Here is a 26,578-nt window from a genome sequence, read left to right as displayed (position 1 = left end):
CATCGGCAGCCGGGTCTATGGGAACAAAAGCATCACTGCCACGATATTAGATGAGAATCTCTAACAGTTTGTTTTGATAATAATGTTTCCAATTGTTCTTATGGTTATATCTTAGTCTATTTTCTTTATAATCTCAACAAAATGATATGTTATTGGGAAAGAGATAGTTTATTTATTTATGAAATTGAATTGTTTGAATATATTCAGGTGAAATTATTCTTTAGATTTTCTATTTTTAGTGGATTTTCAATGAATTTAGCTGAAGATATTTGCCAAGTAAATTCTGATTTTTAATCCGATATAACTGGAAAGTCCGGATGTGTGATGAATCATTTTGCCATCTTTTAATATGATAATGGTTGGTGTGACGGCTATGTTCCATTTTTGAGCCATCAGGCCGTCTGAATCGTTGAAGTTTGGAAAGGATAGATTGTTTTGTTGCATATGGTGGGCAATGTCCGCGTCACTTCCGGAGCGCAAGGCTACGCCCAATGTTGGGATATTGTCTTGGTGCAGTTTTTCTATGGTTGATGATGTGTATGAACAAATACGACACCAGCTGCCCCAAAAATAAACGACGGCAACCCGATTTTGGCTGAAGGATTGGAGGGAAGTGGTTTGACCATTGGTTAAAGTCAGTGTTTGTGCTGCCGACTGCAAAGGTTGGTCAGGCTTGCGCACCCAGTCGACAATCAGGGATAAGAAGATGAAGAGAATCACAGCCTGAAGCAATGATTTGGCGTAGTGGAGCAGGGTTTTCATCATATATTGCGGGGATATTGGATTATTGTTTGATAAATGAAAAAAGCCTTGCAAAGCAAGGCTTTTTGATTCGATTCTGAAAACGTATTAACGTTTGGAGAATTGTTTTGCGCGACGTGCTTTGCGCAAACCAGGTTTTTTACGTTCAACTTCACGAGCATCGCGAGTAACGAAGCCTGCTTGAGACAGGGCTGGTTTCAGAGCTGCATCGAAGTCGATCAGTGCACGGGTGATGCCGTGACGGATGGCGCCGGATTGACCAGTTTCGCCACCACCGGTTACGTTAACTTTGATGTCGAAAGATTCGGCATTTTCAGTCAAAACCAGAGGTTGACGTACAACCATGCGGCTGGTTTCACGTGCGAAAAATTCGTCAACGGGGCGGCCGTTTACGATGATTTGGCCGGTACCTTTAGTCAAGAATACACGAGCCACTGAACTTTTGCGGCGGCCTGTGCCGTAGTAGTATTTACCGTTCATGTCGTGTCCTTATTATTTCAGTTCCAAAACTTTAGGTTGTTGTGCAGCGTGGCCGTGTTCGGCGCCGGCGTACACTTTCAGTTTTTTGATCATGGCGTAGCCCAGAGGACCTTTAGGCAACATGCCTTTTACGGCTTGTTCCAAAGCGCGGCCAGGGAATTGCTCTTGCATTTCACGGAAAGTACGCTCGTAGATGCCGCCTGGGAAACCAGAGTGACGGAAGTATTTTTTGTCTTCGAATTTAGCACCGGTCACGCGCAGTTTGTCTGCGTTGATGACGATGATGTAGTCGCCGGTATCAACGTGAGGGGTGTATTCGGGTTTGTGTTTGCCGCGCAGACGGTGTGCGACTTCGGCTGCGACACGACCCAGAACTTTGTCTTCTGCGTCAATGACGAACCATTCGCGCTTCACCTCGTGGGGTTTTGCAGAGAAGGTTTTCATGGTTGGAATCCAGATATATATAGAAAGTTATGGATTTTAAAGAGGAGATTGGTTTTTGTCAATCTTAATCGAACGTGTTTGATGCATGAATATGCGGTTTTTTCAGACGGCCGGAAATCTTTACGAAAGTCTTTACTTGGAAAGGGAAAAGCCACACCTGTCGGTATGGCTTTTTTAGGGAATCCCCACGAGTGCCGTTTAGGCTGAATCCGCTTGAACCTTGCTGACAAGGCGGTCACCTCGGGTAGTTTCGGGTGCGTCCGATAAACGGACGCTCGCGCCCACTACAGCTCCCGGCAACCTAAAGCGAACGTATTGGTTCAAAGGAATGTATGCCTTCGCGAACACCGCAGGGAAAAGGGGAAAATCAGTTTTACTCCAAGCGCGCCAGTGCTTTTTGGCACGCGTTGTTCATGTCGGTTATTCTACGCTCAAATTCACCGATTGCCAAATCGTCGTTGAGGGTGGCTTTCAAGAGGTCGTGTACAACGTTGAGGGCTGCCATGACGACGATTTTGTCCGTGCCGACGATGCGGCCGCTTTCTTTAATCGCATCGCTTTTTTTGTTTAGCATTTCAACGGCTTGCAGGAGGGTGGCTTTTTCTTCACTCGGCGTGTTGATGGTGAAGTTGACATTCATGATGTCGAGATTGACTTGTTCGATACTCACGAGGCATCCTTTTATTGTTGTGTTTCTTGGGGCAATCGGGCAATGAGGCTGCGGATTTGGTCTGCACTTTGGGCCAGCGCGTTGCGGTAGTTTTCTTTTTCGGCAGTCAGGTTGTCAATTTTGCTTTGCAGGTCTTCTTTGAGTTTGCCGACTTGAACCAGCAAGGCTTCACTAAGTTCGTCAATGGCAGCGTCGTGTTGGTGTTTTTGTTGCTCTTGCTCGAGTTTGAGTCTGTCGATTTCTTCGTTGAGACGGCGGTTTTCTGAAACCAGCGTTTCAAATTTTTGGACAAGTTGGTAAACGTTGATTTCCAGATTGTTCAGTGATTGGTTCATGTGTTTCCCTTCAGACGGCCTGATGGCCGCCATATTGTGCGTCAGGCCGTCTGAATGGCAGACGGCGCGACCGTTTATTCGAAGCGCGCGCTTCGTTCCATCAGTCGTTCAACGACTTGCTGCGGGGTCATTTCTTTGCGGATGAGTTGCAGCAGGGTTTGAGTGATGGGCATATCGATTTGGTATTTGGCAGCGGTGTTGAAGACTTCTTCAATGGTGCTGACGCCTTCGGAAACGTGGCCGATTTCAACAAGCACTTGATGCAACTCTTTGCCTTCTGCGAGGCCGAGGCCGACGCGGCGGTTGCGCGAGAGTGCGCCGGTACAGGTTAGGATAAGGTCGCCGATGCCTGCCAAGCCCATCATGGTTTTAGGTTGTGCGCCCATGGCGATGGCAAGGCGGGTGATTTCGGCAAGGCCGCGTGTTACTAAGGCTGCGCGTGCATTGAGGCCGTATTCGAGGCCGTCTGAAAGGCCGGTGGCAATTGCCATGACGTTTTTAACGGCACCGCCCACAGCGACGCCGATGACGTCGGTGCTGCCGTACAGGCGCATTACGTTGGTGTTCAGTTGGGCAGTGGTTTCTTCCACCCAGTCTTTGTTTTCGGAAGCAAGCACGACGGCGCAAGGTAGTTGTGCTGCAAGTTCTTGGGCAAAGCTCGGTCCTGAGAGAACGCCGATTTTTTTATTGTTAGGCAGGACTTCTTTCAGTACTTGGAAAGTCAAAAGGCCGGTATCTTGTTCAAAACCTTTGCAGGCGGCGAGAACGGGAATATCGGCGGCGTTATGCTGTTTGAGCAGCTCGGCGCTGCTTCTGAGTCCGGCTACGGAGGTGACGATCAGGGCAAGTTGGCTGTCTTTCAGCGCTTCTCCCAAATCGGCATGAGCGGTCAGGGACTCAGGGAAAGGGAAGCCGGGCAGGCCGCGTTTGTTTTCGCGATCTGCTTGCAGGGTGCGGATTTGGTCGGGATTGCGTGTCCAAAGTGCAACTTCATTGTTGTGGTGCGCAAAGTGCAACGCGAGAGCTGTACCCCACGAACCTGCGCCGATGACGGTAATTTTCATGTTTCTCTTCCATATGGGAACGGGGCTTACTTTAAAACAAACGGCTTTGGGGTGCAAGGGCGGCGTTTGTGAAAAATTTTTTGTGCCGTTTAAAAAGCCTTAGGCCGTCTGAAAGTTCAGACGGCCTGCTTCGGTTTATGATTTATTGTTACCGGAATGGTAGGCATCGTAGGCGTAGTAGTCGTAGCTGTTGTTGGCTTCGCGCTTCATGCCGTTGAGGACGACACCTTTGATGTTGATGTGGTTTTGTTTGAGGCGTTCGACGCTGGCCTCAAGCTCTCGTACACGCGTGTGCGCATAACGGCTGATCATCAGGACGGTGCCTGCATGTTGGCCGATGATGACGGCGTCGGTCACGGCCAATACGGGCGGCGTGTCCAAGATGACGTAATCGTAGCGTTGGCGCGCGTGGGCGAGCAACTCGTTGAAACGTTTGTCCATCAAAAGCTCGGACGGATTGCTAGGATAGCTGCCGCTGCTGATGAGGTGGAGGTTTTCAATGCCGGTCTCTTGTACGGCTTTGGCCGGAGCCGCTTTGCCGTTGAGGATGTCAGACAAGCCGAACTCGGGGGTAAGGCCGAAGAGTCGATCGAGGTAGCCTTTGCGCATATCGGTATCGATAAGCAGAACGCGTTTGCCTGACTGCGCCATTACGGTGGCGAGGTTGGCGGAGATAAAGGATTTACCTGCTTCAGGCGCGGCACCGGTAATCATGAGGATGTTGTTAGGCGCGTCCAGCATGGAGAAGTAGATATTGGTGCGCAGGGAGCGGATGGCTTCGACGGCAGTATCAGCGCGGTCTTCACTGGCCAGCAGATAGTTGGAACGGCCACCGGTTTTCTTGAATTTGCTTTTGAAGAAGTCGCGTTTTTGCTGGGTTTTGGAGTGCGGAACAAGAGCGACGACTTCCAAATTGAGGTTTTCGATTTCTGCAGATGAAGTAATGCCGTTTTTCATGCGGTTGCGAATCATCAGCCACAAAGCGGTCAATGAGCCTGCGGCAAGTGCGCTCAGGAACGTGATTACGGCTTTACGCGGTGCAACGGGGTTTTCAGGGACATAGGCATAATCGACGATGCGGACATTACCTTGCGCGCTGGCTTTCATGATGTTGAGTTCTTGTTGTTTGCTCAACAGTTGGACGTAGGTAGCCTGGTTGGTTTCTACGTCGCGGGTCAGGCGGATAACTTCTTGTTGGGTATTCGGCAACTCGGCGATTTGTTGATTGATTTTGTTTTTAGCGCGCTCGAGAACGGCAAGTTTGTCCAATACGGCTTTATAGGAAGGGTGTTCCGGCGTGTACAGCTCGGCTAAGCCTGCTTCTTCGGTTTTGAGCAGGGTAATTTGGGTTTCGATGCCGGTCAGGCTTTCCAATGCGCCTTTGGACTCGAGTGGAATGTCGAGAGAGCCTGATTGTTGGCGGTAGGCATTGAGTTTGTTTTCAGCGTCTTGCAAGGTTTCTTTCAAGCGTGGCAATTCTTCGCTGATGAAGGCCAAACCGCTGGATGCAACTTGGACGTCGCGTTCACGGTTTTGCGCAACGTAGTTGTCGGCAATGCTGTTGAGGATGACGCTGGTACGTTTAGGGTCGGTGCCGGTAAAGGCAAGGTTGATGATGGGGCTGGTTTTACCTTTGCTGATAACCGCCAGTTTGTTTTGGATGTTTTCGATGGCGCTGATGCGGGAGAACTTGGTCAACGCAAATTCTTGACCCGGATTGGCCAATATTTGATCGATTTTGAGGATGGTGTGATTGTTGATTTTCAGAGGCACGCCGACCTTGCCTTCGACGACGCGTTTGTCAGGCAGGGTAAGGGTATAGGCCTTGTTGCTTTTGGCGGTCAGCGTGAAGGTTTTGTTGAACCATTCGTCTTGTACGGTAAAGCTGCCGACGGTCAATTTAGGATCGGGGTCGCCGCTGATATTGTGCATCAGGCTGCCGATAACGGGTGTGTATTTGGCTTTGACTTCTTGGTCAAGCTGAAGGTCATCGACGGTTTTACCCAGCACCAAGCGTGATTGAACCAGCTCGACTTCTGCTTCAGACGGCGTGGTTTGGTTGTTGAAGATGCTGTTGATTTCGGTCAGGATTTGGTTTTGTCGCGTTTCAATTTCCAGCATGGCATCGGCACGGTATTGCGGAGTGGATGCCAAGCTGAAGGCCGCGCCAAGAACGCCGCCTGCAAGCAGGGCAGCGAGGATTTTGTATTTATTTGTCCAAATTACGCGCAGCTGTTGGCCGAAGTCGATGTCGTCGTTGTCTGCGCTGTAAGGTATGTAGGTCGTTTTTTTCATTGCTTGCTTTCTTGTTCATGCCGGTTTTATACCGGTTGAGTTTTTCCGTTTAGTTTGGTTTTCCAAGTGTCTGCGGCAGCATTGAGCTGTTCAAAAACGGCTTCAAACATTTCGCTGCTTTGTTTGTATGGGTCAGGTACGGTTTTTTTAGGCAACCATTGGGCAAACAGCATGGTTTTGCTGCGTGCCGGCGAATGGATGTCGGCCACCATATCGATTTGACTGGGCTCCATCACAAGAATCAAATCGGCCTGTTCGCACATTTGGGCGGTCAGCTGGCGTGCCGTATGGCCTGCAACGATAACGCCGTGTTTGAGTGCGGTTTTAATGGCTTGGAAATCGGCATCCTTCCCTGTCAGTGCTTTTATGCCGGCGCTGCTGATTTGATGGCCGGGTAGTTTTTTCTGCATGATCCGCTCTGCTGTAGGGGAGCGGCAGATGTTGCCTAGGCAGACGATGAGTATGTTGTGGTACATGATATTGTTTTCGGTTTATGGTCTGAAAAAAGCGTGAGTCAGACTATAAGATACTGCTTTTCCGTTTATGTGGTGTGTACGGCTTTTGTATGCCGTTTATGTAATTGGTTTGGATTGTGCGTAATTTTGTATCCTGCTGTCAAACGAGGGTCTGACAGCAGGAACCACTGTTTATTTAAATGTATTGTCGAGGGTGTTGACGTTGCTGATGGAGTTGGTAATTTGTGACATTACGCGGTTCCAACGGGTAACCGGGGCGGCGGTAACGTAAACGGTATCTTCCGAACGCAGTTTGAATTCGCTGCCCAGCGCGTAAGAAGTCGCATCTTTCAGGTTGAGCTGATAGATGTGGATAGGTTTGGCCGCATCTTCTGGTGCGCGGCGGATCACGAATACGCCGGTTGCATCAGCATAGTTTTGGTTCATGCCGCCGACTTCGCCAAGCGCTTGGGTCAGGTTGAGGCCGTGATTGCCGATCGGCAGAGTGGCTTGTTTGCCGACTTCTCCCATGATGTAGATTTTGTTGTTGCTGCTGTTAGGAACGTAAACGATGTCGCCATGGCTGAGGAGGTGGTTTTGTGACATATCGCCGTATTGCAGCATGTCTTGCAGGGAGAGGGTGCGGTCGACGCCGTTGTGCGTCCATTTGATGTGTTGGGTGTCGGCACTTTGGGTGACGCCGCCTGCTTGGTTGATGGCATCCAAAATGGTCATCGGGATATTGGTAATCGGCAGCTGACCTGCTTGGCTGATGGCACCGGATACTGAAATACGTTGCGAACGGAATTCGGTAACGTTGATGGCTACTTGAGGATTTTTGATGTAGCGTTTCAGAAGGTTGGTCAGGGTATTTTGCAATTCGTCCAAAGTTTTGCCTTTGGCTTGAATTTTGCCTGCCAATGGGTAAGTGATGTAGCCGCCCTCATCTACCCAGGCACCGCGGCTGACTTGGTTGGTTTGCGGGTTGCTTTGCTGGATAGGGGAGTTGAGGTCGGAGTGGGCCCAAACCATGATATTGAGGACGTCGCCGCTGCCGATGCGGTAGCGGTAAGCACTTTTTCTTTGCTCCAAACCTTGGTTGTTTTGGGAAAGTACAGGCGGCTTACGCATTTTTTCAATCAGGTTGGGTGTGATGGGGTAAACGGCAACGCGGCTGTCGAGGTTGGTATCGGCTGCGGTGTCGGTATCGGTGTAAACAATGGTTTTGGTTCTGGTTTTGATGGTTGAACCAGGAATAATTGTCGTGCTGTTACAGGCAGTCAGTGCTAATAGAGCAAGTAGGGAGAGCGTTTTTTTCATGTAGTAGTCCTTGCGGGATGGTGTCCGGGCCGTCTGAAAATGTTCAGACGGCATTATTGTTTTGTTGCCAAACCAAGTCGCAGATACCGTCTTTGGGTACGAAGCCTGTCGGTGCGCGCAACAAAAGCTGGCGCAGGCTGTTTTGGTCGCTTTGGAGACAAGCGGTTTGGAGTTCCGACAGTATGTCAGATAATTGCGTCCATGGAAGCATTACTTCACTGGCGGTCATAATACGGGGATGAGTGGTTTTTTGTACCTCGTCGCCGATGAGCAGTTCTTCATAAAGTTTCTCGCCCGGGCGCAGGCCGGTAATCTTGATTTCGATGTCGCCGTGAGGGTGTTGCTCGTCTTTGACTTTGAGGCCGCTGAGGACAATCATTTGACGGGCAAGGTCGATGATTTTGACGGATTCGCCCATGTCGAGGACGAATACGTCGCCGCCTTTACCCATTGCGCCGGCTTGGATAACCAGTTGCGCTGCTTCGGGAATGGTCATGAAGTAGCGGGTAATGTCTTGGTGGGTCAGGGTAATCGGGCCGCCTTCGGCAATTTGTTTTTCAAATACAGGGACAACGGAGCCGGACGAACCCAATACATTGCCGAAACGCACCATGCAGAAGCGTGTTTTTTGTTCCGGCTCGGCGGCAAGGGCTTGCAGGCAGAGTTCGGCCATGCGTTTGCTGGCGCCCATGGTGTTGGTCGGACGGACGGCTTTGTCGGTGGAAATCAAAACAAAGGTGGAAACGCCTGCATCTACGGCAGCCTGCGCGCAGCAGAGTGTGCCGAATACGTTGTTTTGAATGCCTTCGATGGTGTTGAATTCGACCATAGGGACGTGTTTGTAGGCTGCGGCATGATAGACGGTATCGACTTGGTAGGCCTTCATGACGCTGCTAAGGCGTTCTTTGTTTTGAACCGAACCCAAAAGCGGTACGACTTCGACTTGGCTGCCTTGCGCGGCTTGGGTTTCGCGCAATTCTTTGTCTATGCTGTACAGGGCGAATTCGGACAATTCAAACAACAGCAGTTTGGTCGGACGGCAGTTGAGAATTTGACGGCAAAGCTCGGAGCCGATAGAGCCGCCTGCGCCGGTCACCATCACGACTTTGTCGCTGATGTCGGCGCTCATTAATTCAGGGCGAGGTGCCACAGGGGTGCGGCCTAGCAAATCGACCACAGAGATTTTTTTCAATGAGCTGACGTTGATTTTGCCGTCGACCAAATCTTTCATGCCCGGAATGGTCAGGACTTCGCATTTGTATGCTTCGAGGCGGCGAATGATGTCTTTGCGTTCTTCCGGCGTAGAACTTGGAATTGCCAGCAGAATTTTGCGGACGCCGTAACGGCTGATCAGCATCGGGATTTCATTGGGGTTGTAGACGGCAAGGTCATAGATGACGGTACGTTGGATTTTTGGGTTGTCATCGACAAAGGCAATGGCCGAATATTCGTTAACCTGTTTGATGGCTTCCAACAACTGGCGGCCTGATTGGCCTGCGCCGTAGATGATGACGGGGGTCATCTGTTTGCGGTGATGATCGGTCAGAATCGCACGCAGGATCATGCGCGAGCTGGTGACACCGACCACCAAGACCAAGAAATAGACGATGGGCAGGGCAAGGTGTAGTTTTTGTTCAAAAATCAGGGTGGTCAGGCAGAACAAGACCGCCGAAATAATGCTGCCGAATGCGGCGGCGGTCAGGACGCGGATACTGACGAAGCGCGTGACGGCGCGGTAGAGGCCGATACGGATGAAAAGGATGATGGTCAGCAACGCGGTGCTGCCGAAAGCCAGCCAGTTGGCGATACTCAACCATTCGTCGGAATATTGCACTTTGAGGCTTTGGGCAAACCAAAACGCCACGAATATCATCAAGATATCGTGGATGACGAAGAAGGTTTTTTTAAGGTTGCGCGGCAGAGCCAGCAGGGTTTCCAAGTTCATTTTATATTTCTTGTGTCTGAGTGTTGTAATGTGGCTTGGTACGGATTGTTTGAAGCAGGCTGTTTTATTTTTTCAGACGGCCTGAAGTTGCAGGCCGTCTGAAAATGATTATGCCGTGGCTTCAGTCAATACGGCTTCGATGTTTTCTTTGCAGAACGCAATTTCTTCATCGGTCAGGGTTGGGTGCACCAAGAACATCAGGCTGGTGTCGCCCAACTCGACAGCGTTTTTCAAACGCTCTTTCGGACGCCAAGGCGTGTCATCGAAGGCTTTTTCTAAATACACCTCTGAGCAGCTGCCTTGATAGCATGGGACTTTGCGCGCGGTCAGTTCGTTGACGATGCGGTCGCGTGTCCAGCCGTCTTTCATGTGTTCAGGTTTGACGAAAACGTAGAACTTGTATTGCGCGTGTTCGATGTAGTCGGCCACTTCGACCAAACGGATGCTGGCAAATTTGCCCAAGCTTTCAGCCAGTTTGGCGGCGTGCGCTTGACGGCGGGCAGTCCATTCGGGCATACGTTTGAGCTGGATGCGGCCGATGACAGCCTGCATTTCCATCATGCGCCAGTTGGTGCCGAAGCTTTCGTGCAACCAGCGGAAGCCGGGTGCGTGTTCGCGGTTGTACACGGCATCGTAGCTTTTGCCGTGGTCTTTGTACGACCACATTTTGCTCCACAGCTCTTTGTCGTTGGTGGTTACCATGCCGCCTTCGCCGCCGGTGGTCATAATTTTGTCTTGGCAGAACGACCAAGCACCGACGTGGCCGATAGAGCCGACGGATTTGCCTTTGTATTTCGCACCGTGCGCTTGGGCGCAGTCTTCGATAACCCACAAGTTATGTTCTTTTGCCAACGCCATAATGTCGTCCATTTCGGCCGGCATACCGGCAAGGTGAACCACGATGATGGCTTTGGTGTTTGGCGTCAAAGCGGCTTTGATGGTTTCGGCGCTGATGTTTTGGCTGTTCAAATCGACATCGGCGAACACAGGATTTGCACCGGCGGTCACGATGCAGGATGCGGAAGCCAAGAAAGTGCGCGAAGTGACAATCACATCATCGCCTTGGCCTATGCCCATTGCTTTGAAGGCTACGTCCAAAGCCAACGTACCGTTGGAAAGGGCGACGGCGTATTGTGTGCCGACAAAAGCAGCAAATTCTTTTTCAAATTCGCGACATTCCATACCTGTCCAGTAGTTGACTTTGTTGGACAGCAGGACTTTGGAAACGGCATCGGCTTCTTCTTGAGTAAAGCTTGGCCATGGGGAGAGTGATATATTAAGCATTTGTTTTTCCTGCGAAAAGACTGGTTGAGCCTTTGGGGGCGATTTCTTCCAGCAGTTGGCGGTTGATCAGGGTGTATTTCTGACCTTTGATTTCGACGTATGCGCCGTCGTAAGGCGGGAACCAAAACGCACGGATTTTTTTCTCCACATCGTCGCCGTCGCGGATTTGCTTCATGGCTTCCATCTCATCACGGCTGACGTAGCGGCCACCGATGTTTGGCGTAGTCGGCAATTTGGTTTTTGACTCGATGGCGCGGGTGATGATGCGTCGCGCGAAATCTTCCAATGCCTGCATGGTTTTGCGTTCGAGCGATTGGGCGGTTTCTGTTTCAGCTTCGATAGGGAAACGATCCACTTCGATGATTTCGCCGGTATCGATGGAAGCATCGACGTAGTGGGCGGTATTGCCCCATTCGTTCAGCTCGTCCATGATGGCTAGGTTGTAGCCGCCTGTGCCTTTGTATTCGGGCAACAGCGCAGGGTGGAAGTTGATCGTGCCTAAAGTCGGAATGCTCAGGAATTCATCACGCAGCTTGCGCCAGTAAAGGACAGACAAGCCCAAATCGTATTTCAGACGGCCTTCTCGCATTGCTTCCAAAGCCGTATCGAAGGTGTACAGGGGTAAGCCCAATTCCTGCGCGGCGGCCGTGGTCGGCGAACCTTGTAGATGGTTGTCGGTCAAGACACCGACGATTTCGATATGGTCTTGTTTGGTCAAAAAACGAAGCAGGTTGGCGGAAACCTGTTTACGACCCATAAATAAGATTTTCATGGAGAAATGTCCCTTATGCATTTGCTTTTTCGGTGGCGGAAGTTGTCAGTGTAGCCAATTCTTCCAGGGTGTTTATCCAAAGGGTGGGCTGGTATTCACGACCGTATTGCTCGGGATCGGCTTGATGAATATTGTGCGGCTTAGGCATGATGCCTATGGAGAGCCAACCCAGTTTGTTGGGTGCGACAAAATCTTTTTTGATGTTGTCGCCGATGTAGATGAAACGTTTTGCAGCCAGATATTTGTTTTGCAGGAAGACAAAACGCTTATCGTCGGGTTTTTCCGATTGCATGGCTTCCGAAATCAAAATGTCGTCAAACAAATCGGTCAAACCCAAGGCCTGTATTTTCAAACGCTGTGTCAGACTGCGGCCGTCTGTAATCAGGGCACGTGCGGCAAAAGGGCGCATCAGCTTCCGTAAAAAAGACGGTTCGACATAGGGTCGGATAACAGGCCGGTGTAGTCGATATTGCCACAAAAGTGATTGTTTCTCTAGTTCGTTTAATTTGCAATGATGACACAAATTTTCGAGCCAGTCTTTACTTTTATTGTCTGCAATTTCATTTAGTACGTCGACATTGTATTGCGGGTAAAGCGACGTAATTGTCCCTACAACTGCCTGTATTCCGGAGCATTTGTAGTCGTACTCAGAGTAAAGCGTATCGTCAAGATCGAAGACGATGACGGATTCTTCCGGCTTAATCATGTTCTCTTACCAAAATCTTAGCATCATAACGAAGCATGATTAAATTGTTTTCCCAGTCGTCGGAGAAAGGGATGTCTTGGCCGCCGATGTATTCTTGAATCAGCCAGCCCGGATAGTTGCCGCCTGCAGCGTAAGTCAGCGGGAAACCGCCGCCGAAACGAGGGTTGATTTCCACACCGTAGGTCGTGCTGTCGGTTTTGCTGACGAAGAATTGCGCGGTAATGCAGCCGCGTGCGCCTTCCAATACGGCCATTTTTTCAACCAGCTCTTTATACAGGGCATTGCGTCGGGTTGCGCCTTTGCTGACTTCGCCGGTGCGCACTTCCAAACGCTCGCGAGGAATGGCGCATTTCAGACGGCCTTGACGGTCGTAATACATATCGACGGTAAATTCGGAAAAAGTATTCTCGATATCGATGTATTGGGTGAACATCATTTTCGGGTCTTCGGTAATGTCGACAGTCAAATCAGCTGGTGTGTTGATTTTTTTCGCACCGATGGCGCGGCTGCCGTCATAAGGCTTGGTAAAACATGGGAAAACCAGGTGGTCCCGTTCGTAAATTTCAGGGGAACGGATGCTGTATTGTGCAAACAGGCATGAGGTCAGGCGCTTGTCGCGGCACAGGGTAATCAGTTTTGCATCGGAAATGACAATATGTATTCCTTCAGCTTCAAAACGGTCACGTGCTTCGGCCAGTTTGAGCAGCTCGGTATCGATGGTTGGCACAATCAGACCGATGTCGTGTTGTTTGGCCAACTCGAAAATGCTGTCAATGTATTCGGCTGCATCGATACGCGGCACGCTGAAAGTGCGGTCGGCAACATGGCAGGCAGAAGACATGTGGGGGTTGAGGTCAGTGGCAAAAACGCCGATACCGTCTGAAAAACGTGCGGCTTCGGTTTGAAAGTCCTGCACCAATTCGACACGGCGACCTGCCGACAGAATCAGTATATTATTTTTTTTCATCAGTTTTGTTACCCGTGAAATAAGGCATTGTGGCTTCCCCTTCGGCTGAGATGCCTTCTTTGACGAAGACTTTTTTAACTGTCAGGAACAAAATTTTTATATCCAGCCAAAAGCTAAAGTTGTCGATGTACCAAACATCGTGGGCGAATTTTTCATCCCATGAAATGGCGTTGCGGCCATTGACTTGAGCCCAACCGGTCACGCCTGGTTTCATTTCGTGGCGGCGGTTTTGAAAGTCGTTGTACAACGGCAGGTAGTGCATCAGCAGCGGACGAGGGCCAACTAGACTCATCTCACCTTTTAAGACATTCCATAATTCAGGAAGTTCGTCCAAACTGGTGGCACGTAATTTTTTGCCGAAATCGGTCAGGCGTTCGCTGTCCGGCAGTGGGTTGCCGTCTTTGTCGATTGCATCGCGCATGGAGCGGAATTTAATCATTTTAAACGGCTTGCCATCTTTGCCCGGCCGCTCTTGGATGAAGAACACGGGCGAGCCTAGGTTTTTACGGATGAGGTACACCAAAATCAAAAACACAGGCGACAGGATAATCAGTCCTGAAGCGGAGGCGACAATGTCAAACAGGCGTTTGAAAAATTTATTCATGAGCTAATCTTTCAATCAGGTTGACGATTTTTTGATAGGCAACGTCGCGTTTGAAGCGGCCGACGATTTCTTCGGACTGAACAGGATCGCTTTTGCGCTTCAAAATATCTTTGGCGGCTTGAACGAAACCGTCCACATCGCCGGAATGGTAGTTCGCATGCGGCAGCAGGGTAAGGACTTTGGCAACTTCGTTGTTGACTTGGCTGTTCAGAATCGGTTTTTGCAAAGCCATATAGTCGGAGAGTTTGTTGGTAATCGATGCCATTGAATAGGACTGGATGGCATTGATGGCAATGTCGCAGCCCTTAGCAACCGACATCATTTCGGCATAGGGAATGTAGCCGTAAAACTTGATGTCGTCGCAGGCGTATTGTTTGAGCCTGTCCAAATCAGGGCCACCGCCCATGATGTGCAACTCGACGTTTTCGCCGGCGTCCAACAGCTTGAGAACGCCTTTGCACACGGTTTCCACGTCATAGCTGTAACTGAGCGTGCCCAAGTAGAAAAAGCGGGTTTTGTCATCGCCAAAATCTTTGGCAGGCGCGGCATCGAGTTTCGGAAAGTCAGCACCGATATAGACGACTTCGCCAGGTACATTCGGATTGGCTTCTTTGGCACGGTAGAGATAAGTCTGCGATACGGCAACCAGCGCGTCGGCGTAGCGGTAGGCTTGGTTGGCGCGTGAAGCAAAGGGCAGCAGGTTGTGCGGTACTTTTTTCAAAAACGGTACGACCGAGGAAAAAGACTCCGGCCATACGTCCTGCACATCGACAATCAGTTTGTAACCCAAACGGGCTTTGTGTTTGCCCAACAGCAGGTTGGTGGCAATCAGCGGATAGGCGGAAAAGACGACGTCTTGTTCGCCCGGACGGCAGTTTTCCAACCATTTTTCAAAATGTTTGACGAAGTGGTGATGGCTGGCCAAGCGTCCTAAAGACACGTTTTTGCTGTATCCGCTTTCTTCCAACAGCATGACTTTCAGACGGCCTTGTGAGGCGGCCTCGGCATCTTCGGGCCGTCTGAAAGATTTGTCGTAGTGTTTGAAATTGCTGGTAATCAGCAGCACGTCATGCGACTGCGACAACAGCTCGGCAAGATACCAGAAGCGGTTGAAATGCGGCTCGGACGGCAGTGAGCAATAAGGGGCGACGATGGTAATGTTCATGTTTCAGACAGCCTTACATTTCGTACGCAGCCATGGTGGTGCGGTAGATTTCGTCGTCGGAGCATAAGGTTTCGACGTGTTTGCGCAGGGCTTTACCCATTTGACTGCGCAACTCAGGATGCTTGATGAGTGTATCGACGGCTTCGATAAATGCTTCATCGTCGCCGAAAGGAATGCAGTAGCCGGTTTGGCCGGTAATGACCATTTCCGAAATACCCGCCATGTTGTAGGTCACGACAGGCGTGTCGTAAAGGCCGGCTTCCAAAATATTGTTGCCGACACCTGCGCCGTGGTCGCCCACGCAATGCGGTGTGTTCACCAAAATATCGACTTCTTTGAAGTAGCCGGTCAAGTCGCGGACGCCGCCGAGGAAGGTAACTTTGTCTTCGATGCCCAAACGTTTGGCTTGGGCTTTGAGGTTGTCCATTTCTTCGCCGATACCTGCAACGTTGAGGCGTACAGGCATACCGCGGTCAACCATTTTCTTCAAAATATCCAACATCAGGTGCACGGCGCGGACGGTGTCCAAACGGGAAAGCGTGCCCAGTTGGACATAGTCTTTGACCGTTTTTTCAGGAACGAAATCTGCTTTGTGCAGGGCATTGTAGGTGTAGGTGATGCGGTTGGCAGGGAAACCGTAGCGGATGAGTTTTTCGCGTTCGTGTTTGCAGTTGCCGATGATGTACACGCCCAGCTTGTCGAAAAGCTTGGCAATTTTCGGATAAGTTTCCGGATCAAGGCCGCGCGCGTGGTAGAACACTTTGGTTTTCGGCGAGGCAAACTTGGCCGCAATGGCGCAGGCCGGAACGATACGTGCCATTTGGCAGTGAATCACATCGGGCTTCTCTTTTTTCAGCAGTTTCATATAGGCAAACATGCCTTTGACATAACCCAAAAGACCACCTTGGTAAAAATCAATCGGCTGCCAACGGATGCCCAATGCTTGCGCTTCCTGAATCAAAGGGCCGTCTGAAGAGGCCAATACGATATCGTGTCCGCGTTGTTTGAGCAGGCGACCAAGGCGGAAAGTGGCGTTTTCAGTGCCACCGAGGCCAGACATGGAGGTAGTCAGGGTGATTTTCATGATATTCCCTTTGTTTTAGATGGGGTATAGCTATATGTGTAAGCGGCCTGATTTTGTAATTTGGATGCGACAAATGCGCTGTAAATGTAAATCAGCAGGCAGGGTAGCCAGATGAAGGGCATACGCAAAATGGTGGACGGAATAAAACCTGCCAACAAGAAAATGCCCAAAGTTACCCAAGCCAGTACGCGTGATTTGTTGGTTAGTGCACGGCTTGAGGTAGTGTAGAGGAAATAAAACGCTACAAATGCAATAAAACCGAGCAGGGAAATTATGCCGAAACCCAAATACAGTTCGATGATGAAACTGTGCGGATTTTCAAAACCCAGGCTGTTACTCAAGTGGCCGCCAAAATAGTCGCGAAAATTTTTTGGTCCGTAGCCGGTTAGCAACAGGGGCGGATTATTCCAAAAATAGTTGTAAATCTCCTGACGGTAGGACACAGAGTTGTCGCTGTCTAAATCGAATAGAAAAAGGTACACGCGGCTGGAAAACCGTTCAAGAAAAGGGTTGCCGTTAAGTGACAGCAAAAATTCCGCGATGACACGGGATGGAATCATCGATAATGTTAACGCGAGCAGTCCTGTGGCAATAACGGTAATAAAACCATTTTTACGATAAGCTATATAAATGAGTGAAATCAAAAGGTAGCAGGCAATAGCTGTTCTTGATACGCAAACAAAAATGGCCATACCTAGTAGTAAATATAATCCCCAGCCCAGTAGTTTCTCTTTGTGTTTGCGTCCTTGCAGTTGAAAGAAAAACAGGATGGCGGGTGCGAGGCAAACGGCAGTAGCAGCAAGGTTGTTGGGGTTGAAAAACAGCCCTTTGAGCGAGCCTTCTTTAATGGCCAGTTCATCACTGGCACTGACAAACTGAATGCCGGTAATCAATTCCACAAATGGTGGAATGGCAACATAAAGGGCAAAGACCAATAAAAACTTCTGAATAACGCCCAATGGATCTTCAGCGCGCATAAGCACTTGGTAAAACAAGTAGAAAAAAACCGGCACCGCCATAAAAAACAAGATGTCCATGTATTGAGTCGGTATCAGCGATGTAATGCCCATGTGGATGGCCGGCCAAATACACATGGCGGCCAGGGCGCAGAGCATGACAAAAATTTTGCGCGGAATATGCTTGCCCTCCAAAAAGAATACGGCAAGGCCAATCAATACGAACAACAACGATAAAGGATTATCGATGCGCGGTACGCCGATTTTAAAAGACAGCGCCGGCCCCAGCATATAAGCTGTAAACATAATGTATAGGATGTAAGTGTATAAATTTAGACGTTTTATTTTCATAGTCGTTCTGTTGTTATCGTAGAGACCTGAATCTCAGGTTGGCTATTTTGCCGAACGGTTTAATTTGGCTTTGATTTTTTCGGTCGCGGCAAATAGTGCGTGTTTGTATTTTAGGAACAGGAAACCTAGCCCGACTGCCCATGCCAGCGCAAACCAGATGTAGTTGTCGCGCGTACCCAGCCAAGTATAGGCAAGGCAGATCATCAGGCAGAGCGTTGAGTTTGTATAAATCTTCAGGCGCGGCAAAGGCTGCCACAGGCGTGAAGAGAATTCGGTTTTAAAGATGAAAAACAGCCAAAAAGCCGTTGCGCTGGCCATAGCCGCACCTTTTGCACCGAATTTCGGTACCAGCAGATAGAGCAGGGCGGTATTGGCGATAAAGGCAACGATGTTGATGACGGTAATCAGCCAAGTTGAGCGGACAACGTTCAAACCGATGCCGCTGACTTCGGTCAGCGTGTAAAACAGGGGGAAGAGCATACACGAGAGCAGGATAAATTGAACCTGCGTGTATTTTTCCGGCAGTATCCAGGTCACCATCGGCGAGAAAATCCCAATGAGGCAAATCATTGCGCTGATGAGGACGGTCATGGAAAGCGTGATGTCGCCGATTTTATCCAGATTGGTTTTTTCTTCTACCCATTTGAACACCAAAGGCGCCCAAATAGTGGAAAACACACTTTGGAAAATCAAGGCGACGGCACCAAAGCTGACTGCCATCGAATAGATGCCCAATTCGTCCAAACCCGAGATGTCTTTGAGGACAAAGCGGTCAATCGAAGTCAGGCCCCAATAGGCCAAGTTGCCGAATGCCAGCGGCAGGCCGTAGCGCAGGCCGTCCCGATGCAGCTCGGGCGACCATTTCGCATGGGAAACGGCTTGCAGGTCTTGGCGCAGCTGATATATCAACAGTACAACGGTCAGCACTTGGGCTGCGGTGTAGGTAAAAACCAGCGAAGTAGTATTGGTAGGTAAGCCGGAAGCAATCACGGCAAAAACCAACACCAAAATCAAGAATTTCGGCGCAAGCTGGCTGACGGAAAAAGCCAATGCCTGCTCTTTCATCCGCAAAATCAAGGCTAAAAAACGGGTAATCAGCGTAGTGGCCAAGAAAATCAGAAAGAGAATCCCCAAATTTGCACTGGGGATGTCAAAAATGATTTCAGACGGCCATGATGCGTTTATCAGTAACACTAAAACCACAACCGCCACAGTCAGAATCAATGGCGATAAAAAAACGGATTTGAACAGCGCGGCCTTGTCTTTAACGGCGTAATAGTCGCGAATATAGGATTGGTCCAGCCCCAAGCCCAGCAACAGGATGCTCAGTCCGGCAATGGTCTGCAAGAGTACGATACGGCCGATGTCTTCCGCAGGGAAGTACCATGAGATGAGCGGCAGGGAAAGCAGGCCGAAAGCGGCGCTTCCTATCGGGCCCAATGCGTAGCCGAGGATTTTTTTCGCGTTCATATTATTTGTTTTCAGACGGCCAGAAGTTCGAGCTGAGCGTTTTTCGTAGGGTATGTGTTGTTACCGTTGCCGGTTTGCCAAGGCCGTCTGAAAAACAAATAGCCTTGGGAAACCGGCTACCGTCCCGGTCGGGGAAACCGGAGGCAGCCGGATGTGTCTGAAGCAAGATTATGCTTTGATGACTTTAGGATTTTTTACTGGGAATTTGCCGCGTGTATCGACAATCAGCTTGGCATGTTCGGTGATCATGTCATAGTCGAATTTGTCGTGATCGGTGGTCAGAACCACGCAATCGTATTGGGCGACAGTTTCAGGAGTCAGCGCTTCGCTCTTCAGGTCGAAGTAGTGGTGGCCGGGGATGTGCGGAAACTCTGGAACGTGCGGGTCAGAGTAGGAAACCACTGCGCCCAGTTTGTGCAGGCGGTCCATCACTTCTACAGACGGGCTTTCACGCATATCGTCCACGTTTTTCTTGTAGGCGATACCCAATACCAAGATTTTGCTGTCTTTGATAGAACGGTTGTGGTCATTCAAAGCCAGGCCGACTTTTTCGATAACGTAGTCAGGCATGTGGGAGTTTACTTCGCCGGCAAGCTCGATGAAGCGGGTGTTTACGCCGTATTCGCGTGCTTTCCAAGTCAGGTAGAACGGGTCGATAGGGATACAGTGACCACCCAAGCCTGGACCTGGGTAATAAGCAACGAAGCCGAACGGTTTGGTCGCAGCGGCATTGATGACTTCGTGAATGTCGATGCCCATTTTGTCGGCAACGATTTTCATCTCGTTCACCAAGCCAATGTTTACGGCGCGGTGGATGTTTTCCAGGAGTTTGGTCAGCTCGGCAGCTTTGGTGGAGCTTACTGGAACAACTTTATCGATGGCAGGTTGGTACAGCGCAAGGCCGACTTCCAAACAGGCAGGGGTATGGCCGCCGATGACTTTTGGAATGGTACGGGTTTCAAAGTTAGGGTTACCCGGGTCTTCACGCTCAGGAGAGTAAACTAAGAACACGTCTTGACCGACTTTCAAGCCGCCTTCTTCCATACGTGGCAGCAATTCTTCTTCGGTAGTACCGGGGTAGGTGGTGGATTCTAAAGACAGCACTTGACCGGCGCGCAGGTAAGGTTTTACCGCATCGGTAGTGTCAATCACAAAGCTCATGTCCGGCTCACGGTATTTGTTCAGCGGAGTCGGTACGCACAAAATGACGGCTTCTACTTCGCCGATGCGGGAGAAGTCGGTCGTTGCTTCAAACAGGCTGTTGGAAGCAGCGGCAATTTTGTCGGAAGGGATATGCTCAATGTAGCTTTCGCCTTTGTTGAGCTTGTCGACTTTGTTGGTGTCAATGTCGAAACCCAAAACTTGGTAACCGATATCCACATAGCGCAACATCAGTGGTAAACCGACGTAGCCTAAGCCAACGATGCCGATTTTTGCGGTCTTATCGGCAAATTTTTGTATCGTAACGTTTTTCATGATGTCTTTCGTTTAATGAATGAGTAAATCGGGAGTGTTTTCCCGATGCCTGAGTTGTTTGCTGCAACCGCATAGCCATAGCCGGCTGCCGTATCGTGTGAAGCCTTAAAACCATACTTATAATTACATTAGACGGAATCATAAGCACTTATCTGATTCGTCTCAATCAAAAAAGTTTAACGGTCGTTCAGACGGCCTGTAAGGTATGAAAAAGGTATTTTTGAATATTGAATTTTTAGAAATTACACTCAACCAAATGTTTTAATTTTAAATATCTCTTTGTCAAATGCATGGTTCATGAAATTAAACTACCGTTTATGCCGTTTAAAACCCTTCTAGAATAAAAACTTTTAACAAATTTTCATGGTTTAACTTATCTTAATAATTCATTCTTTTGTGATGAAAAAAAGGAAAATTTGTCGACAATCAGCTCGAGGATAGTTAGTGCAAGTCAAAGTTTTAAATTGGAATACGTTATAGTCATTATAATATTTCGGCGAAAAACACATTTATTGCCATGCAAATGATAGATAGATTCTATTGAAAATGGTTTAATTATCAAGCTGAGGCAATTAGGTGGATTTTTTCCGGAGAACCCATTTAATGTCCTGCCCGATGATTTCTACTGATTGACTTTGCCAAGGGCCGTCTGAAAGCAGGACGGCCGGATTTTCAGGAATGGAGAAAAGAGGTTTGCCTGCGCCTAATAGTTTCGGCGCTTGGTAGAGGACGATTTCATCCACCAAGTCATCCTTCAGGAAGGCTGAAGCAAGTGTTGAGCCGGCTTCTACCAGAACTTCGCCAAAGCCAAGCTCTGCCAGTTGCGGCATGAGTGAAAGAAGATTGATGCGACCGTTGATGTGTTCAGACGGCCTGATGATGCGGATATGTTCAAATGCACTCAGAGCCTGCAAACGTTGTTCGTCTGAGGAAAGGGTAACGATAACGGTCGGGCTTTCGGTATCGGTCACGAGGTGGCAGTCCAAAGGGATTTGCAGTCGGCTGTCCAAGACGATACGCGCAGGTTGACGTAGGGTGGGGAAGCTGCGAACGTTGAGTTTCGGGTTGTCGGCAAGTACGGTACCGATACCGGTCAAAACGGCGCAACTTTCGGCACGGAGAATTTGTACGTCTTCGCGTGCCGCTTCGCTGGTAATCCAAAAGCTGCGGCCGTCTGAAAGAGCGGTTTTGCCGTCCAAACTGGCAGCGCATTTGAGGCGGACAAACGGTCTGCCGCGTTCGATACGCGACAGGAAACCGCGGTTGAGTTCGCGCGCCTGAGCTTCCAGCAAACCGCTTTCTGTACGGATTCCGGCGGCTTCCAGCATGGATAAGCCTTTGCCTGCGACCAACGGGTTAGGGTCGGTCATGGCGGCGACTACGCGCGTTACGCCGGAATGAACCAGCGCTTCGGCGCACGGTGGTGTACGGCCGTAATGGCTGCAAGGTTCCAGCGTGACATAGGCTGTTGCGCCTTTTGCCGCCGCTCCGGCCTGCCTCAATGCGTGAACTTCAGCGTGCGGCTCGCCTGCTTTGACGTGGAAACCTTGTCCGACGATTTGTGTGCCGTGTGCAATCACGCAACCGACGCGGGGATTGGGGGAAGTAGAAAACCGCCCAAGCTTGGCCAGCTCGAGGGCGGTTTGCATCATTTGGGTATCAAGTGCGGAAAACATGGTTTCAGACGGCCTTATTTGGCTTTGCATTCGGCGATGACTTGGGTGAATTCGGAAACGTCTTTAAAGCTTTTATAGACAGACGCGAAGCGGACATAAGCAACTTGGTCGATTTTTGCCAGTTCCTCCATCGCCATTTCGCCGACGATGTGCGAAGCGACTTCTTTTTTGCCCAAACGGTAGAGGCGCTGCTCGATAAGGGCAACGGTTTCATCGATTTGTTCTTGTGTGACAGGACGTTTGTGCAGCGCGCGCTCAAGGCTGGTCTGCAGTTTGTGCGCATTGAAGGGAACCCGTGTGCCGTTGGATTTGATGACTTGCGGCATCCGCATTTCAACGGTTTCAAAAGTGCTGAAGCGTTGTCCGCATTCCAAGCATTTGCGACGGCGACGGATGCTGTTGGTGTCTTCTAGCCATCGCGAGTCGGTTACTTGTGTGTTGGGGTGTTGGCAAAACGGGCACTTCATCGGGTTTCCTTGTCATACGCTCGGCAAGGTCGCTAAGCAATTGAATTTATTGTTTGTGAACTATTATTGTAGCGGATTGCGTTATTTTCGTATAGTAAAGGCTTTGTCTATGGATTAAGTATAAAAAGGCCGTCTGAAAGGGCAACTTGAGCGAAGTTGAGCCTTTCAGACGGCCTTGAGTTTTTCAGCCAATCAAACGTCAAACCGATACGCCGACGGCACGGGCGATTTCCAAACCTTCTTCCGCGCTCATGTAAACCGGATTGTCGGGGCGGTCGCTGAGGACAATGTCGCCGTCTTGAAACATCACCAATTCATTGACTGCCAATTGCGACCAAGTTTCATCTCGCGTCAGGGGCAGGGTAGCGATGACGGAAACTTTATCGTTCGGGGTGGTCACTTCTGAAAAATCGACCATGACATCATCGTCCAGCAGGCGTGCTTTGCCAAACGGGGCTTTGCGCACGATGTAGTGCAGTAAGGTACTGGCGTGGGCAAACAGGCAGTCACCGTTGGACATCACAAAGTTGAACAAGCCGTAGCGGCGGATTTCATGAGTCAGGCCGGCAATGGCGTCAAACAAAACTTCAGGTTCGGGCTTGGTGGCAAAGCGGCTGCGCAGGCGGTTGAGGATAAAGCAGAACGCGCGTTCGGAATCGGTCGTGCCGACGGCATGGTAGTACTCGCCCTGCTCGGGGTAAAAATCAATCAAATGGCCGTTGTGGGCAAACAGCCAATATTCGCCCCACATCTCGCGCATGAAGGGATGAGTGTTCGCCAATGAGGTCTGACCTTGTGAGGCCTTGCGGATATGGGCGATAACGTTTTCGGATTTGATTTGGTAGGCGCGCACCAAGTCGGCAACGGGCGAGTTGGCACTGGGTTTGTCGTCGTGAAACAAGCGCACGCCTTTGCCTTCAAAGAAACCGATGCCGAAACCATCGGCATGGTGGTCGGTAATGCCGCCTCGACGGCGGAAGCCTTCAAAAGAAAACATGATGTCTGTGGGAGTGTTGCAATTCATGCCGAGCAGTTGGCACATGGCGTTAACCTTTTTTCCGAGTATTTATAGGGTCATTATGGTGTATCGGGCAGGCAGTTTCAATATATTCTTTGCCGTTTTAGGGTAGGTGATACAGGCTGTATCGAATTAAAAATAAAGAATTTCGCTTTGTAGGGGATTGTTAGGATATTTACTAATTCTGTGCTAACACTTCCCCTATAAAATGCTTTGCAGAACAAAAAGACCTCCTCACATAACGATATGTTCTACTCACAACGAAACATAATTTTCCCCACCATCGTTTTACCTCAAGGAGTGTTCAATGAAACTGAATCTGCAAAAAACCACCGCTGCTGTTTTGGCTGTTGTGTTCAGCGTAGGCGCATTTGCAGCTAATAATGCCTATAACCCATTCGAGTATGGCTACAAAAATCACAAATACGGCAAAAAATGGGGCAAGCCTGCATCTGAAGCCGAAGGCGAAAAAGTGATGAAACACGCTGCCTACCGTTCAGGCGTGTACTACACCAACGTAAACCGTATGCCTGGCAATGCAGACCGCAATGGCGTGAAAACCGTACAGGTTAACGACGCATATACCCGTCAAAACCTCGGCCGCTATGCGTTCAACACCATCAAGAGCGGTGACTCTGAAGTATACTACGGTGAGTGGGTCGGTAAAGAATACGCTAAAGGCTCTAACCGCGGCGTTTTCTACTCCGGCGACAAACGCGCTACCTCTATGCCTGTATCCGGTGTAGCCAACTACGCAGTTAAAGGTATCAATAACTACACCGGCAACAACCCGATGGTTGGTACTTTGCGCGCAGACTTCGGTCAACGCGTCTTGACCGGTTCTATGAAAAATAACGCTGTACAGATGGACATCCATTCCCGCATCAAGCCATCCAGCGCATCATTTGAAGGCTACGCTCGCGCCAACGGCCACTTCGGTAAAACCGAAGGCCACTTCTTCGGCAACGGTGCAAGCGCGTTGGCCGGTGTTGCCAAATTTAAGACCGACCGCAATCTGGATACGGCATACGGCGGCGTAAAACGCTAAAATCTGTCTTTAAGTAAAATAAAGCCTGCCATCCGCAGGCTTTTTTAAACACTTGCTTCCAAATTTCTCAAGGTCGTCTGAAACTTGCGACCGGAAAGCCGATCCCATGTACAAACCGTCTGCCTGCCTGATTCTGCTTCTTTCTGCTCCCGTCCTTGCCGCGCCGCGTTCTGATTTTTCAGACGACCGCACCGCGCAACGCCTGTGGCAGGATACCCGCCAAACCATGCAGGAGCAGGAACAAAAAGTGCGCGAATATCATCTCGATATTTCTGCTCCGCATACCGGGAAGACAGCCGAGAGCGACTCCGAAGCCGACCAAGGCGAGGCACTGTTTAATGCTGTCAACCGCAGCGATTGGCAAACCGTTCGCCCTCTGCTGGAGCGTTATACCCAGCAAACCGAATACGATCCCGATATCGCTTCGTTTGCCCGTGCTTCTCTTGCACGAGGCGAAGGTAAGTGGAAAGCCGCCAAACAAGAATACGAAACCCTGTTGCAACGTCATCCCGATTTTACACGCGGACGGCTTGATTACGCACGCCTGCTTTTTGAAGGCCGTCTGAACCGCGAAGCATCTTCTGAATTTGTACACCTTCAAAACGAAGACTTGCCTGAAGCCGTCAAAGAAAACATCGCCCATTTCCAAGATGCCTTGAACCAGCGTCAAAGCTGGAAAGGCAGCCTCTCCGTCGGCGCCGTCCACAATAGCAACATCAACGAAGCCAGCGGCAAAGTGTGGTGTAAAACCGAAATCGACGGCGAATGTTGGGAAGAATTTTCAGGCGACAAACCCATTTCCGCCAACGGCATCAAATACGAAGCCGCCGCCGTCCGCCGCTGGCAGGTTAAAGGACACCACGGCATTGCCGCTCGCGCGCTCGGCTATGGCCGCTTCTACCGCGACCATAAAGATTTCAACGAACACACGCTCAACCTCAGTGCAGGCTATCAGTTTGAAAACCAGCGCCACACTTTCGCCTTCGCACCACTTGTCGAATGGAATGGCAGCGGCAGCAAAACCCTCAACCGCGCCTATGGTGTGCGCAACGAATGGAACCTCGACAAGGGCGATTGGACATGGAACACGGAAGCTGAGTGGAAACACCTTTCTTATGCAGACAAAACCCGTTTGCTCGACGGCAGCCTCCTCTCCGTTTACAACACCTTGTCTTATTTTCCGCGCAACGACCTGATGCTCTACGGTGGCATAGACTGGCAGCAGCGCAAAACGAAAGACCCTGTGGACAGCTATCGCCAAATTTCCGCACGGCTGGGTGCGGCAAAAATGTTTGAAGCCGGTTTCGACGTTTCCGTGTCTGCTACCTTCGGCATCCGCAGCCATAGGGAAGAGAATGCCGTCCTCGAACAACGCCGCCGCGACAAAGAACAAACCTACCGCCTCAGCATAGGCGCTGACCGCTGGAAATTCGCCGGCCTTAAGCCCGTCCTCAGCTATAAACACCGCCGCGTTAACGGCAACACCGACTGGCTGTACAGCTACAAACAAAACGAAGTCGGTTTGTCACTGGTGAGGTCGTTTTAACTTGCGGTAAACAGAAATAAAAATGCACAGGCCGTCTGAAAGTATTTTTCAGACGGCCTGTGCATTTTTATTTCTGTTGTTATGATTTTACTTAGAGAAGGGAGTATATTATAGTTATACAGTATTTTTATGTTATTTTTATTTATTGCAAATATGGATTTTATATCTAAATATTCAAAATTTGTTACTCTTTGAGTTAAATATTGGAGATAAGAAGT

25 protein-coding genes and 1 other RNA gene are annotated in these 26,578 nt (G+C 49.9%); 2 read left to right on the top strand and 24 right to left on the bottom strand.

Annotated features, from left to right (window positions below; genetic code table 11):
• Positions 1–255 precede the first annotated feature (255 nt).
• The 24 genes from HMPREF3139_RS03320 to HMPREF3139_RS03205 all read right to left on the bottom strand — a co-directional run bounded on the left by HMPREF3139_RS03320 (position 256) and on the right by HMPREF3139_RS03205 (position 23,790).
• The gene (locus HMPREF3139_RS03320) at positions 256–765 is read right to left on the bottom strand and encodes a protein disulfide oxidoreductase (protein ID WP_199900384.1); all 510 of its coding nucleotides are present in this window, start codon (positions 763–765) and stop codon (positions 256–258) included.
• A gap of 84 nt (positions 766–849) precedes the next feature.
• On the bottom strand, positions 850–1,242 hold the full coding sequence (gene rpsI / locus HMPREF3139_RS03315; protein ID WP_003681515.1) for a 30S ribosomal protein S9: 393 nt from the start codon (positions 1,240–1,242) through the stop codon (positions 850–852).
• A 12-nt stretch (positions 1,243–1,254) separates the two neighbouring features.
• Positions 1,255–1,686: a 50S ribosomal protein L13 gene (rplM, locus tag HMPREF3139_RS03310; protein WP_003684605.1), complete on the bottom strand. Its 432-nt coding sequence runs from the start codon at positions 1,684–1,686 to the stop codon at positions 1,255–1,257.
• Positions 1,687–1,864: 178 nt separating this feature from the next.
• A non-coding RNA gene (gene ssrS, locus HMPREF3139_RS03305) (6S RNA) lies at positions 1,865–2,045 on the bottom strand.
• 14 nt (positions 2,046–2,059) lie between these two features.
• Complete coding sequence (gene zapA / locus HMPREF3139_RS03300) at positions 2,060–2,356, bottom strand: cell division protein ZapA (RefSeq protein ID WP_070460483.1); 297 nt, start codon at positions 2,354–2,356, stop codon at positions 2,060–2,062.
• Positions 2,357–2,367: 11 nt separating this feature from the next.
• Positions 2,368–2,691 (bottom strand): hypothetical protein, encoded by a 324-nt coding sequence (locus HMPREF3139_RS03295; protein ID WP_039864236.1) that lies wholly within the window; start codon positions 2,689–2,691, stop codon positions 2,368–2,370.
• Positions 2,692–2,765: 74 nt separating this feature from the next.
• Positions 2,766–3,755, bottom strand: coding sequence for an NAD(P)H-dependent glycerol-3-phosphate dehydrogenase (locus HMPREF3139_RS03290; RefSeq protein ID WP_070460481.1), 990 nt, complete (start codon positions 3,753–3,755; stop codon positions 2,766–2,768).
• Positions 3,756–3,890: 135 nt separating this feature from the next.
• A complete protein-coding gene (locus HMPREF3139_RS03285; protein ID WP_070460479.1) occupies positions 3,891–6,050 on the bottom strand; it encodes a polysaccharide biosynthesis tyrosine autokinase in 2,160 nt (719 codons plus the stop codon).
• Between the two features lie 26 nt (positions 6,051–6,076).
• Complete coding sequence (locus tag HMPREF3139_RS03280) at positions 6,077–6,526, bottom strand: low molecular weight protein-tyrosine-phosphatase (protein WP_070460478.1); 450 nt, start codon at positions 6,524–6,526, stop codon at positions 6,077–6,079.
• A 171-nt stretch (positions 6,527–6,697) separates the two neighbouring features.
• Positions 6,698–7,825, bottom strand: coding sequence for a polysaccharide export protein (locus HMPREF3139_RS03275; RefSeq protein ID WP_070460476.1), 1,128 nt, complete (start codon positions 7,823–7,825; stop codon positions 6,698–6,700).
• A 43-nt stretch (positions 7,826–7,868) separates the two neighbouring features.
• Positions 7,869–9,770 carry a polysaccharide biosynthesis protein gene (locus HMPREF3139_RS03270; RefSeq protein WP_070460475.1) on the bottom strand — a complete coding sequence of 634 codons (1,902 nt, stop codon included), beginning with the start codon at positions 9,768–9,770 and terminating at the stop codon, positions 7,869–7,871.
• 108 nt (positions 9,771–9,878) lie between these two features.
• Positions 9,879–11,054, bottom strand: a complete 1,176-nt coding sequence (locus tag HMPREF3139_RS03265; protein ID WP_070460472.1) for a DegT/DnrJ/EryC1/StrS family aminotransferase — start codon at positions 11,052–11,054, stop codon at positions 9,879–9,881.
• A complete protein-coding gene (locus HMPREF3139_RS03260; protein ID WP_070460470.1) occupies positions 11,047–11,826 on the bottom strand; it encodes a methionyl-tRNA formyltransferase in 780 nt (259 codons plus the stop codon). Before HMPREF3139_RS03260 ends, HMPREF3139_RS03265 begins: the two co-directional genes overlap by 8 nt.
• A 13-nt stretch (positions 11,827–11,839) precedes the next feature.
• Complete coding sequence (locus HMPREF3139_RS03255; protein WP_070460468.1) at positions 11,840–12,532, bottom strand: HAD family hydrolase; 693 nt, start codon at positions 12,530–12,532, stop codon at positions 11,840–11,842.
• Complete coding sequence (locus HMPREF3139_RS03250; RefSeq protein ID WP_070460467.1) at positions 12,525–13,499, bottom strand: ATP-grasp domain-containing protein; 975 nt, start codon at positions 13,497–13,499, stop codon at positions 12,525–12,527. The genes HMPREF3139_RS03255 and HMPREF3139_RS03250 overlap by 8 nt, the downstream gene beginning before the upstream one ends.
• Positions 13,486–14,103 carry a sugar transferase gene (locus HMPREF3139_RS03245; protein ID WP_049333552.1) on the bottom strand — a complete coding sequence of 206 codons (618 nt, stop codon included), beginning with the start codon at positions 14,101–14,103 and terminating at the stop codon, positions 13,486–13,488. Before HMPREF3139_RS03245 ends, HMPREF3139_RS03250 begins: the two co-directional genes overlap by 14 nt.
• Entirely contained in the window at positions 14,096–15,268 is a 1,173-nt protein-coding gene (locus HMPREF3139_RS03240; RefSeq protein ID WP_070460465.1) for a glycosyltransferase, read from the bottom strand. The genes HMPREF3139_RS03245 and HMPREF3139_RS03240 overlap by 8 nt, the downstream gene beginning before the upstream one ends.
• Before the next feature lie 13 nt (positions 15,269–15,281).
• A complete protein-coding gene (locus tag HMPREF3139_RS03235) occupies positions 15,282–16,352 on the bottom strand; it encodes a glycosyltransferase family 4 protein (protein ID WP_070460464.1) in 1,071 nt (356 codons plus the stop codon).
• Entirely contained in the window at positions 16,349–17,659 is a 1,311-nt protein-coding gene (locus tag HMPREF3139_RS03230; protein WP_070460461.1) for an O-antigen ligase family protein, read from the bottom strand. Before HMPREF3139_RS03230 ends, HMPREF3139_RS03235 begins: the two co-directional genes overlap by 4 nt.
• Positions 17,660–17,701: 42 nt before the next feature.
• On the bottom strand, positions 17,702–19,129 hold the full coding sequence (locus HMPREF3139_RS03225; protein ID WP_070460460.1) for an oligosaccharide flippase family protein: 1,428 nt from the start codon (positions 19,127–19,129) through the stop codon (positions 17,702–17,704).
• Between the two features lie 168 nt (positions 19,130–19,297).
• The gene (locus tag HMPREF3139_RS03220) at positions 19,298–20,605 is read right to left on the bottom strand and encodes a nucleotide sugar dehydrogenase (protein WP_070460459.1); all 1,308 of its coding nucleotides are present in this window, start codon (positions 20,603–20,605) and stop codon (positions 19,298–19,300) included.
• Positions 20,606–21,177: 572 nt separating this feature from the next.
• On the bottom strand, positions 21,178–22,281 hold the full coding sequence (ribD, locus tag HMPREF3139_RS03215; RefSeq protein ID WP_070460458.1) for a bifunctional diaminohydroxyphosphoribosylaminopyrimidine deaminase/5-amino-6-(5-phosphoribosylamino)uracil reductase RibD: 1,104 nt from the start codon (positions 22,279–22,281) through the stop codon (positions 21,178–21,180).
• A gap of 14 nt (positions 22,282–22,295) precedes the next feature.
• Positions 22,296–22,748, bottom strand: coding sequence for a transcriptional regulator NrdR (gene nrdR, locus HMPREF3139_RS03210; protein WP_004520863.1), 453 nt, complete (start codon positions 22,746–22,748; stop codon positions 22,296–22,298).
• 199 nt (positions 22,749–22,947) lie between these two features.
• A complete protein-coding gene (locus HMPREF3139_RS03205) occupies positions 22,948–23,790 on the bottom strand; it encodes a class II glutamine amidotransferase (RefSeq protein WP_070460457.1) in 843 nt (280 codons plus the stop codon).
• Between the two features lie 283 nt (positions 23,791–24,073).
• Between HMPREF3139_RS03205 and HMPREF3139_RS03200 the strand changes: the two genes are divergently transcribed.
• Positions 24,074–24,814, top strand: a complete 741-nt coding sequence (locus HMPREF3139_RS03200; protein WP_070460456.1) for a Slam-dependent surface lipoprotein — start codon at positions 24,074–24,076, stop codon at positions 24,812–24,814.
• 106 nt (positions 24,815–24,920) lie between these two features.
• A complete protein-coding gene (locus HMPREF3139_RS03195) occupies positions 24,921–26,360 on the top strand; it encodes a surface lipoprotein assembly modifier (protein WP_070460453.1) in 1,440 nt (479 codons plus the stop codon).
• Positions 26,361–26,578: the final 218 nt, after the last annotated feature.

Origin of the sequence: Neisseria sp. HMSC15G01, assembly GCF_001808255.1 — a bacterium.
In the GTDB taxonomy this organism is placed as follows: Bacteria; Pseudomonadota; Gammaproteobacteria; order Burkholderiales; family Neisseriaceae; genus Neisseria; species Neisseria subflava_A.
The sequence above is the reverse complement of the archived record's forward strand: the minus strand, read 5'-3'. Positions and strand labels throughout refer to the sequence as shown.

Bases quoted from the DNA above. Each gene is read 5' to 3' on its own strand.
- HMPREF3139_RS03275 (WP_070460476.1), bottom strand. From the start codon at position 7,825: ATGAAAAAAACGCTCTCCCTACTTGCTCTATTAGCACTGACTGCCTGT.
- HMPREF3139_RS03225 (WP_070460460.1), bottom strand. From the start codon at position 19,129: ATGAACGCGAAAAAAATCCTCGGCTACGCATTGGGCCCGATAGGAAGC.
- HMPREF3139_RS03265 (WP_070460472.1), bottom strand. From the start codon at position 11,054: ATGCTTAATATATCACTCTCCCCATGGCCAAGCTTTACTCAAGAAGAA.
- HMPREF3139_RS03295 (WP_039864236.1), bottom strand. From the start codon at position 2,691: ATGAACCAATCACTGAACAATCTGGAAATCAACGTTTACCAACTTGTC.
- HMPREF3139_RS03205 (WP_070460457.1), bottom strand. From the start codon at position 23,790: ATGTGCCAACTGCTCGGCATGAATTGCAACACTCCCACAGACATCATG.
- rplM (WP_003684605.1), bottom strand. From the start codon at position 1,686: ATGAAAACCTTCTCTGCAAAACCCCACGAGGTGAAGCGCGAATGGTTC.
- HMPREF3139_RS03280 (WP_070460478.1), bottom strand. From the start codon at position 6,526: ATGTACCACAACATACTCATCGTCTGCCTAGGCAACATCTGCCGCTCC.
- HMPREF3139_RS03320 (WP_199900384.1), bottom strand. From the start codon at position 765: ATGATGAAAACCCTGCTCCACTACGCCAAATCATTGCTTCAGGCTGTG.
- HMPREF3139_RS03285 (WP_070460479.1), bottom strand. From the start codon at position 6,050: ATGAAAAAAACGACCTACATACCTTACAGCGCAGACAACGACGACATC.
- HMPREF3139_RS03240 (WP_070460465.1), bottom strand. From the start codon at position 15,268: ATGAACATTACCATCGTCGCCCCTTATTGCTCACTGCCGTCCGAGCCG.
- HMPREF3139_RS03200 (WP_070460456.1), top strand. From the start codon at position 24,074: ATGAAACTGAATCTGCAAAAAACCACCGCTGCTGTTTTGGCTGTTGTG.
- ribD (WP_070460458.1), bottom strand. From the start codon at position 22,281: ATGTTTTCCGCACTTGATACCCAAATGATGCAAACCGCCCTCGAGCTG.
- HMPREF3139_RS03220 (WP_070460459.1), bottom strand. From the start codon at position 20,605: ATGAAAAACGTTACGATACAAAAATTTGCCGATAAGACCGCAAAAATC.
- HMPREF3139_RS03260 (WP_070460470.1), bottom strand. From the start codon at position 11,826: ATGAAAATCTTATTTATGGGTCGTAAACAGGTTTCCGCCAACCTGCTT.
- HMPREF3139_RS03245 (WP_049333552.1), bottom strand. From the start codon at position 14,103: ATGAATAAATTTTTCAAACGCCTGTTTGACATTGTCGCCTCCGCTTCA.
- rpsI (WP_003681515.1), bottom strand. From the start codon at position 1,242: ATGAACGGTAAATACTACTACGGCACAGGCCGCCGCAAAAGTTCAGTG.
- HMPREF3139_RS03195 (WP_070460453.1), top strand. From the start codon at position 24,921: ATGTACAAACCGTCTGCCTGCCTGATTCTGCTTCTTTCTGCTCCCGTC.
- nrdR (WP_004520863.1), bottom strand. From the start codon at position 22,748: ATGAAGTGCCCGTTTTGCCAACACCCCAACACACAAGTAACCGACTCG.
- HMPREF3139_RS03290 (WP_070460481.1), bottom strand. From the start codon at position 3,755: ATGAAAATTACCGTCATCGGCGCAGGTTCGTGGGGTACAGCTCTCGCG.
- HMPREF3139_RS03235 (WP_070460464.1), bottom strand. From the start codon at position 16,352: ATGAAAATCACCCTGACTACCTCCATGTCTGGCCTCGGTGGCACTGAA.
- HMPREF3139_RS03230 (WP_070460461.1), bottom strand. From the start codon at position 17,659: ATGAAAATAAAACGTCTAAATTTATACACTTACATCCTATACATTATG.
- HMPREF3139_RS03270 (WP_070460475.1), bottom strand. From the start codon at position 9,770: ATGAACTTGGAAACCCTGCTGGCTCTGCCGCGCAACCTTAAAAAAACC.
- HMPREF3139_RS03255 (WP_070460468.1), bottom strand. From the start codon at position 12,532: ATGATTAAGCCGGAAGAATCCGTCATCGTCTTCGATCTTGACGATACG.
- HMPREF3139_RS03250 (WP_070460467.1), bottom strand. From the start codon at position 13,499: ATGAAAAAAAATAATATACTGATTCTGTCGGCAGGTCGCCGTGTCGAA.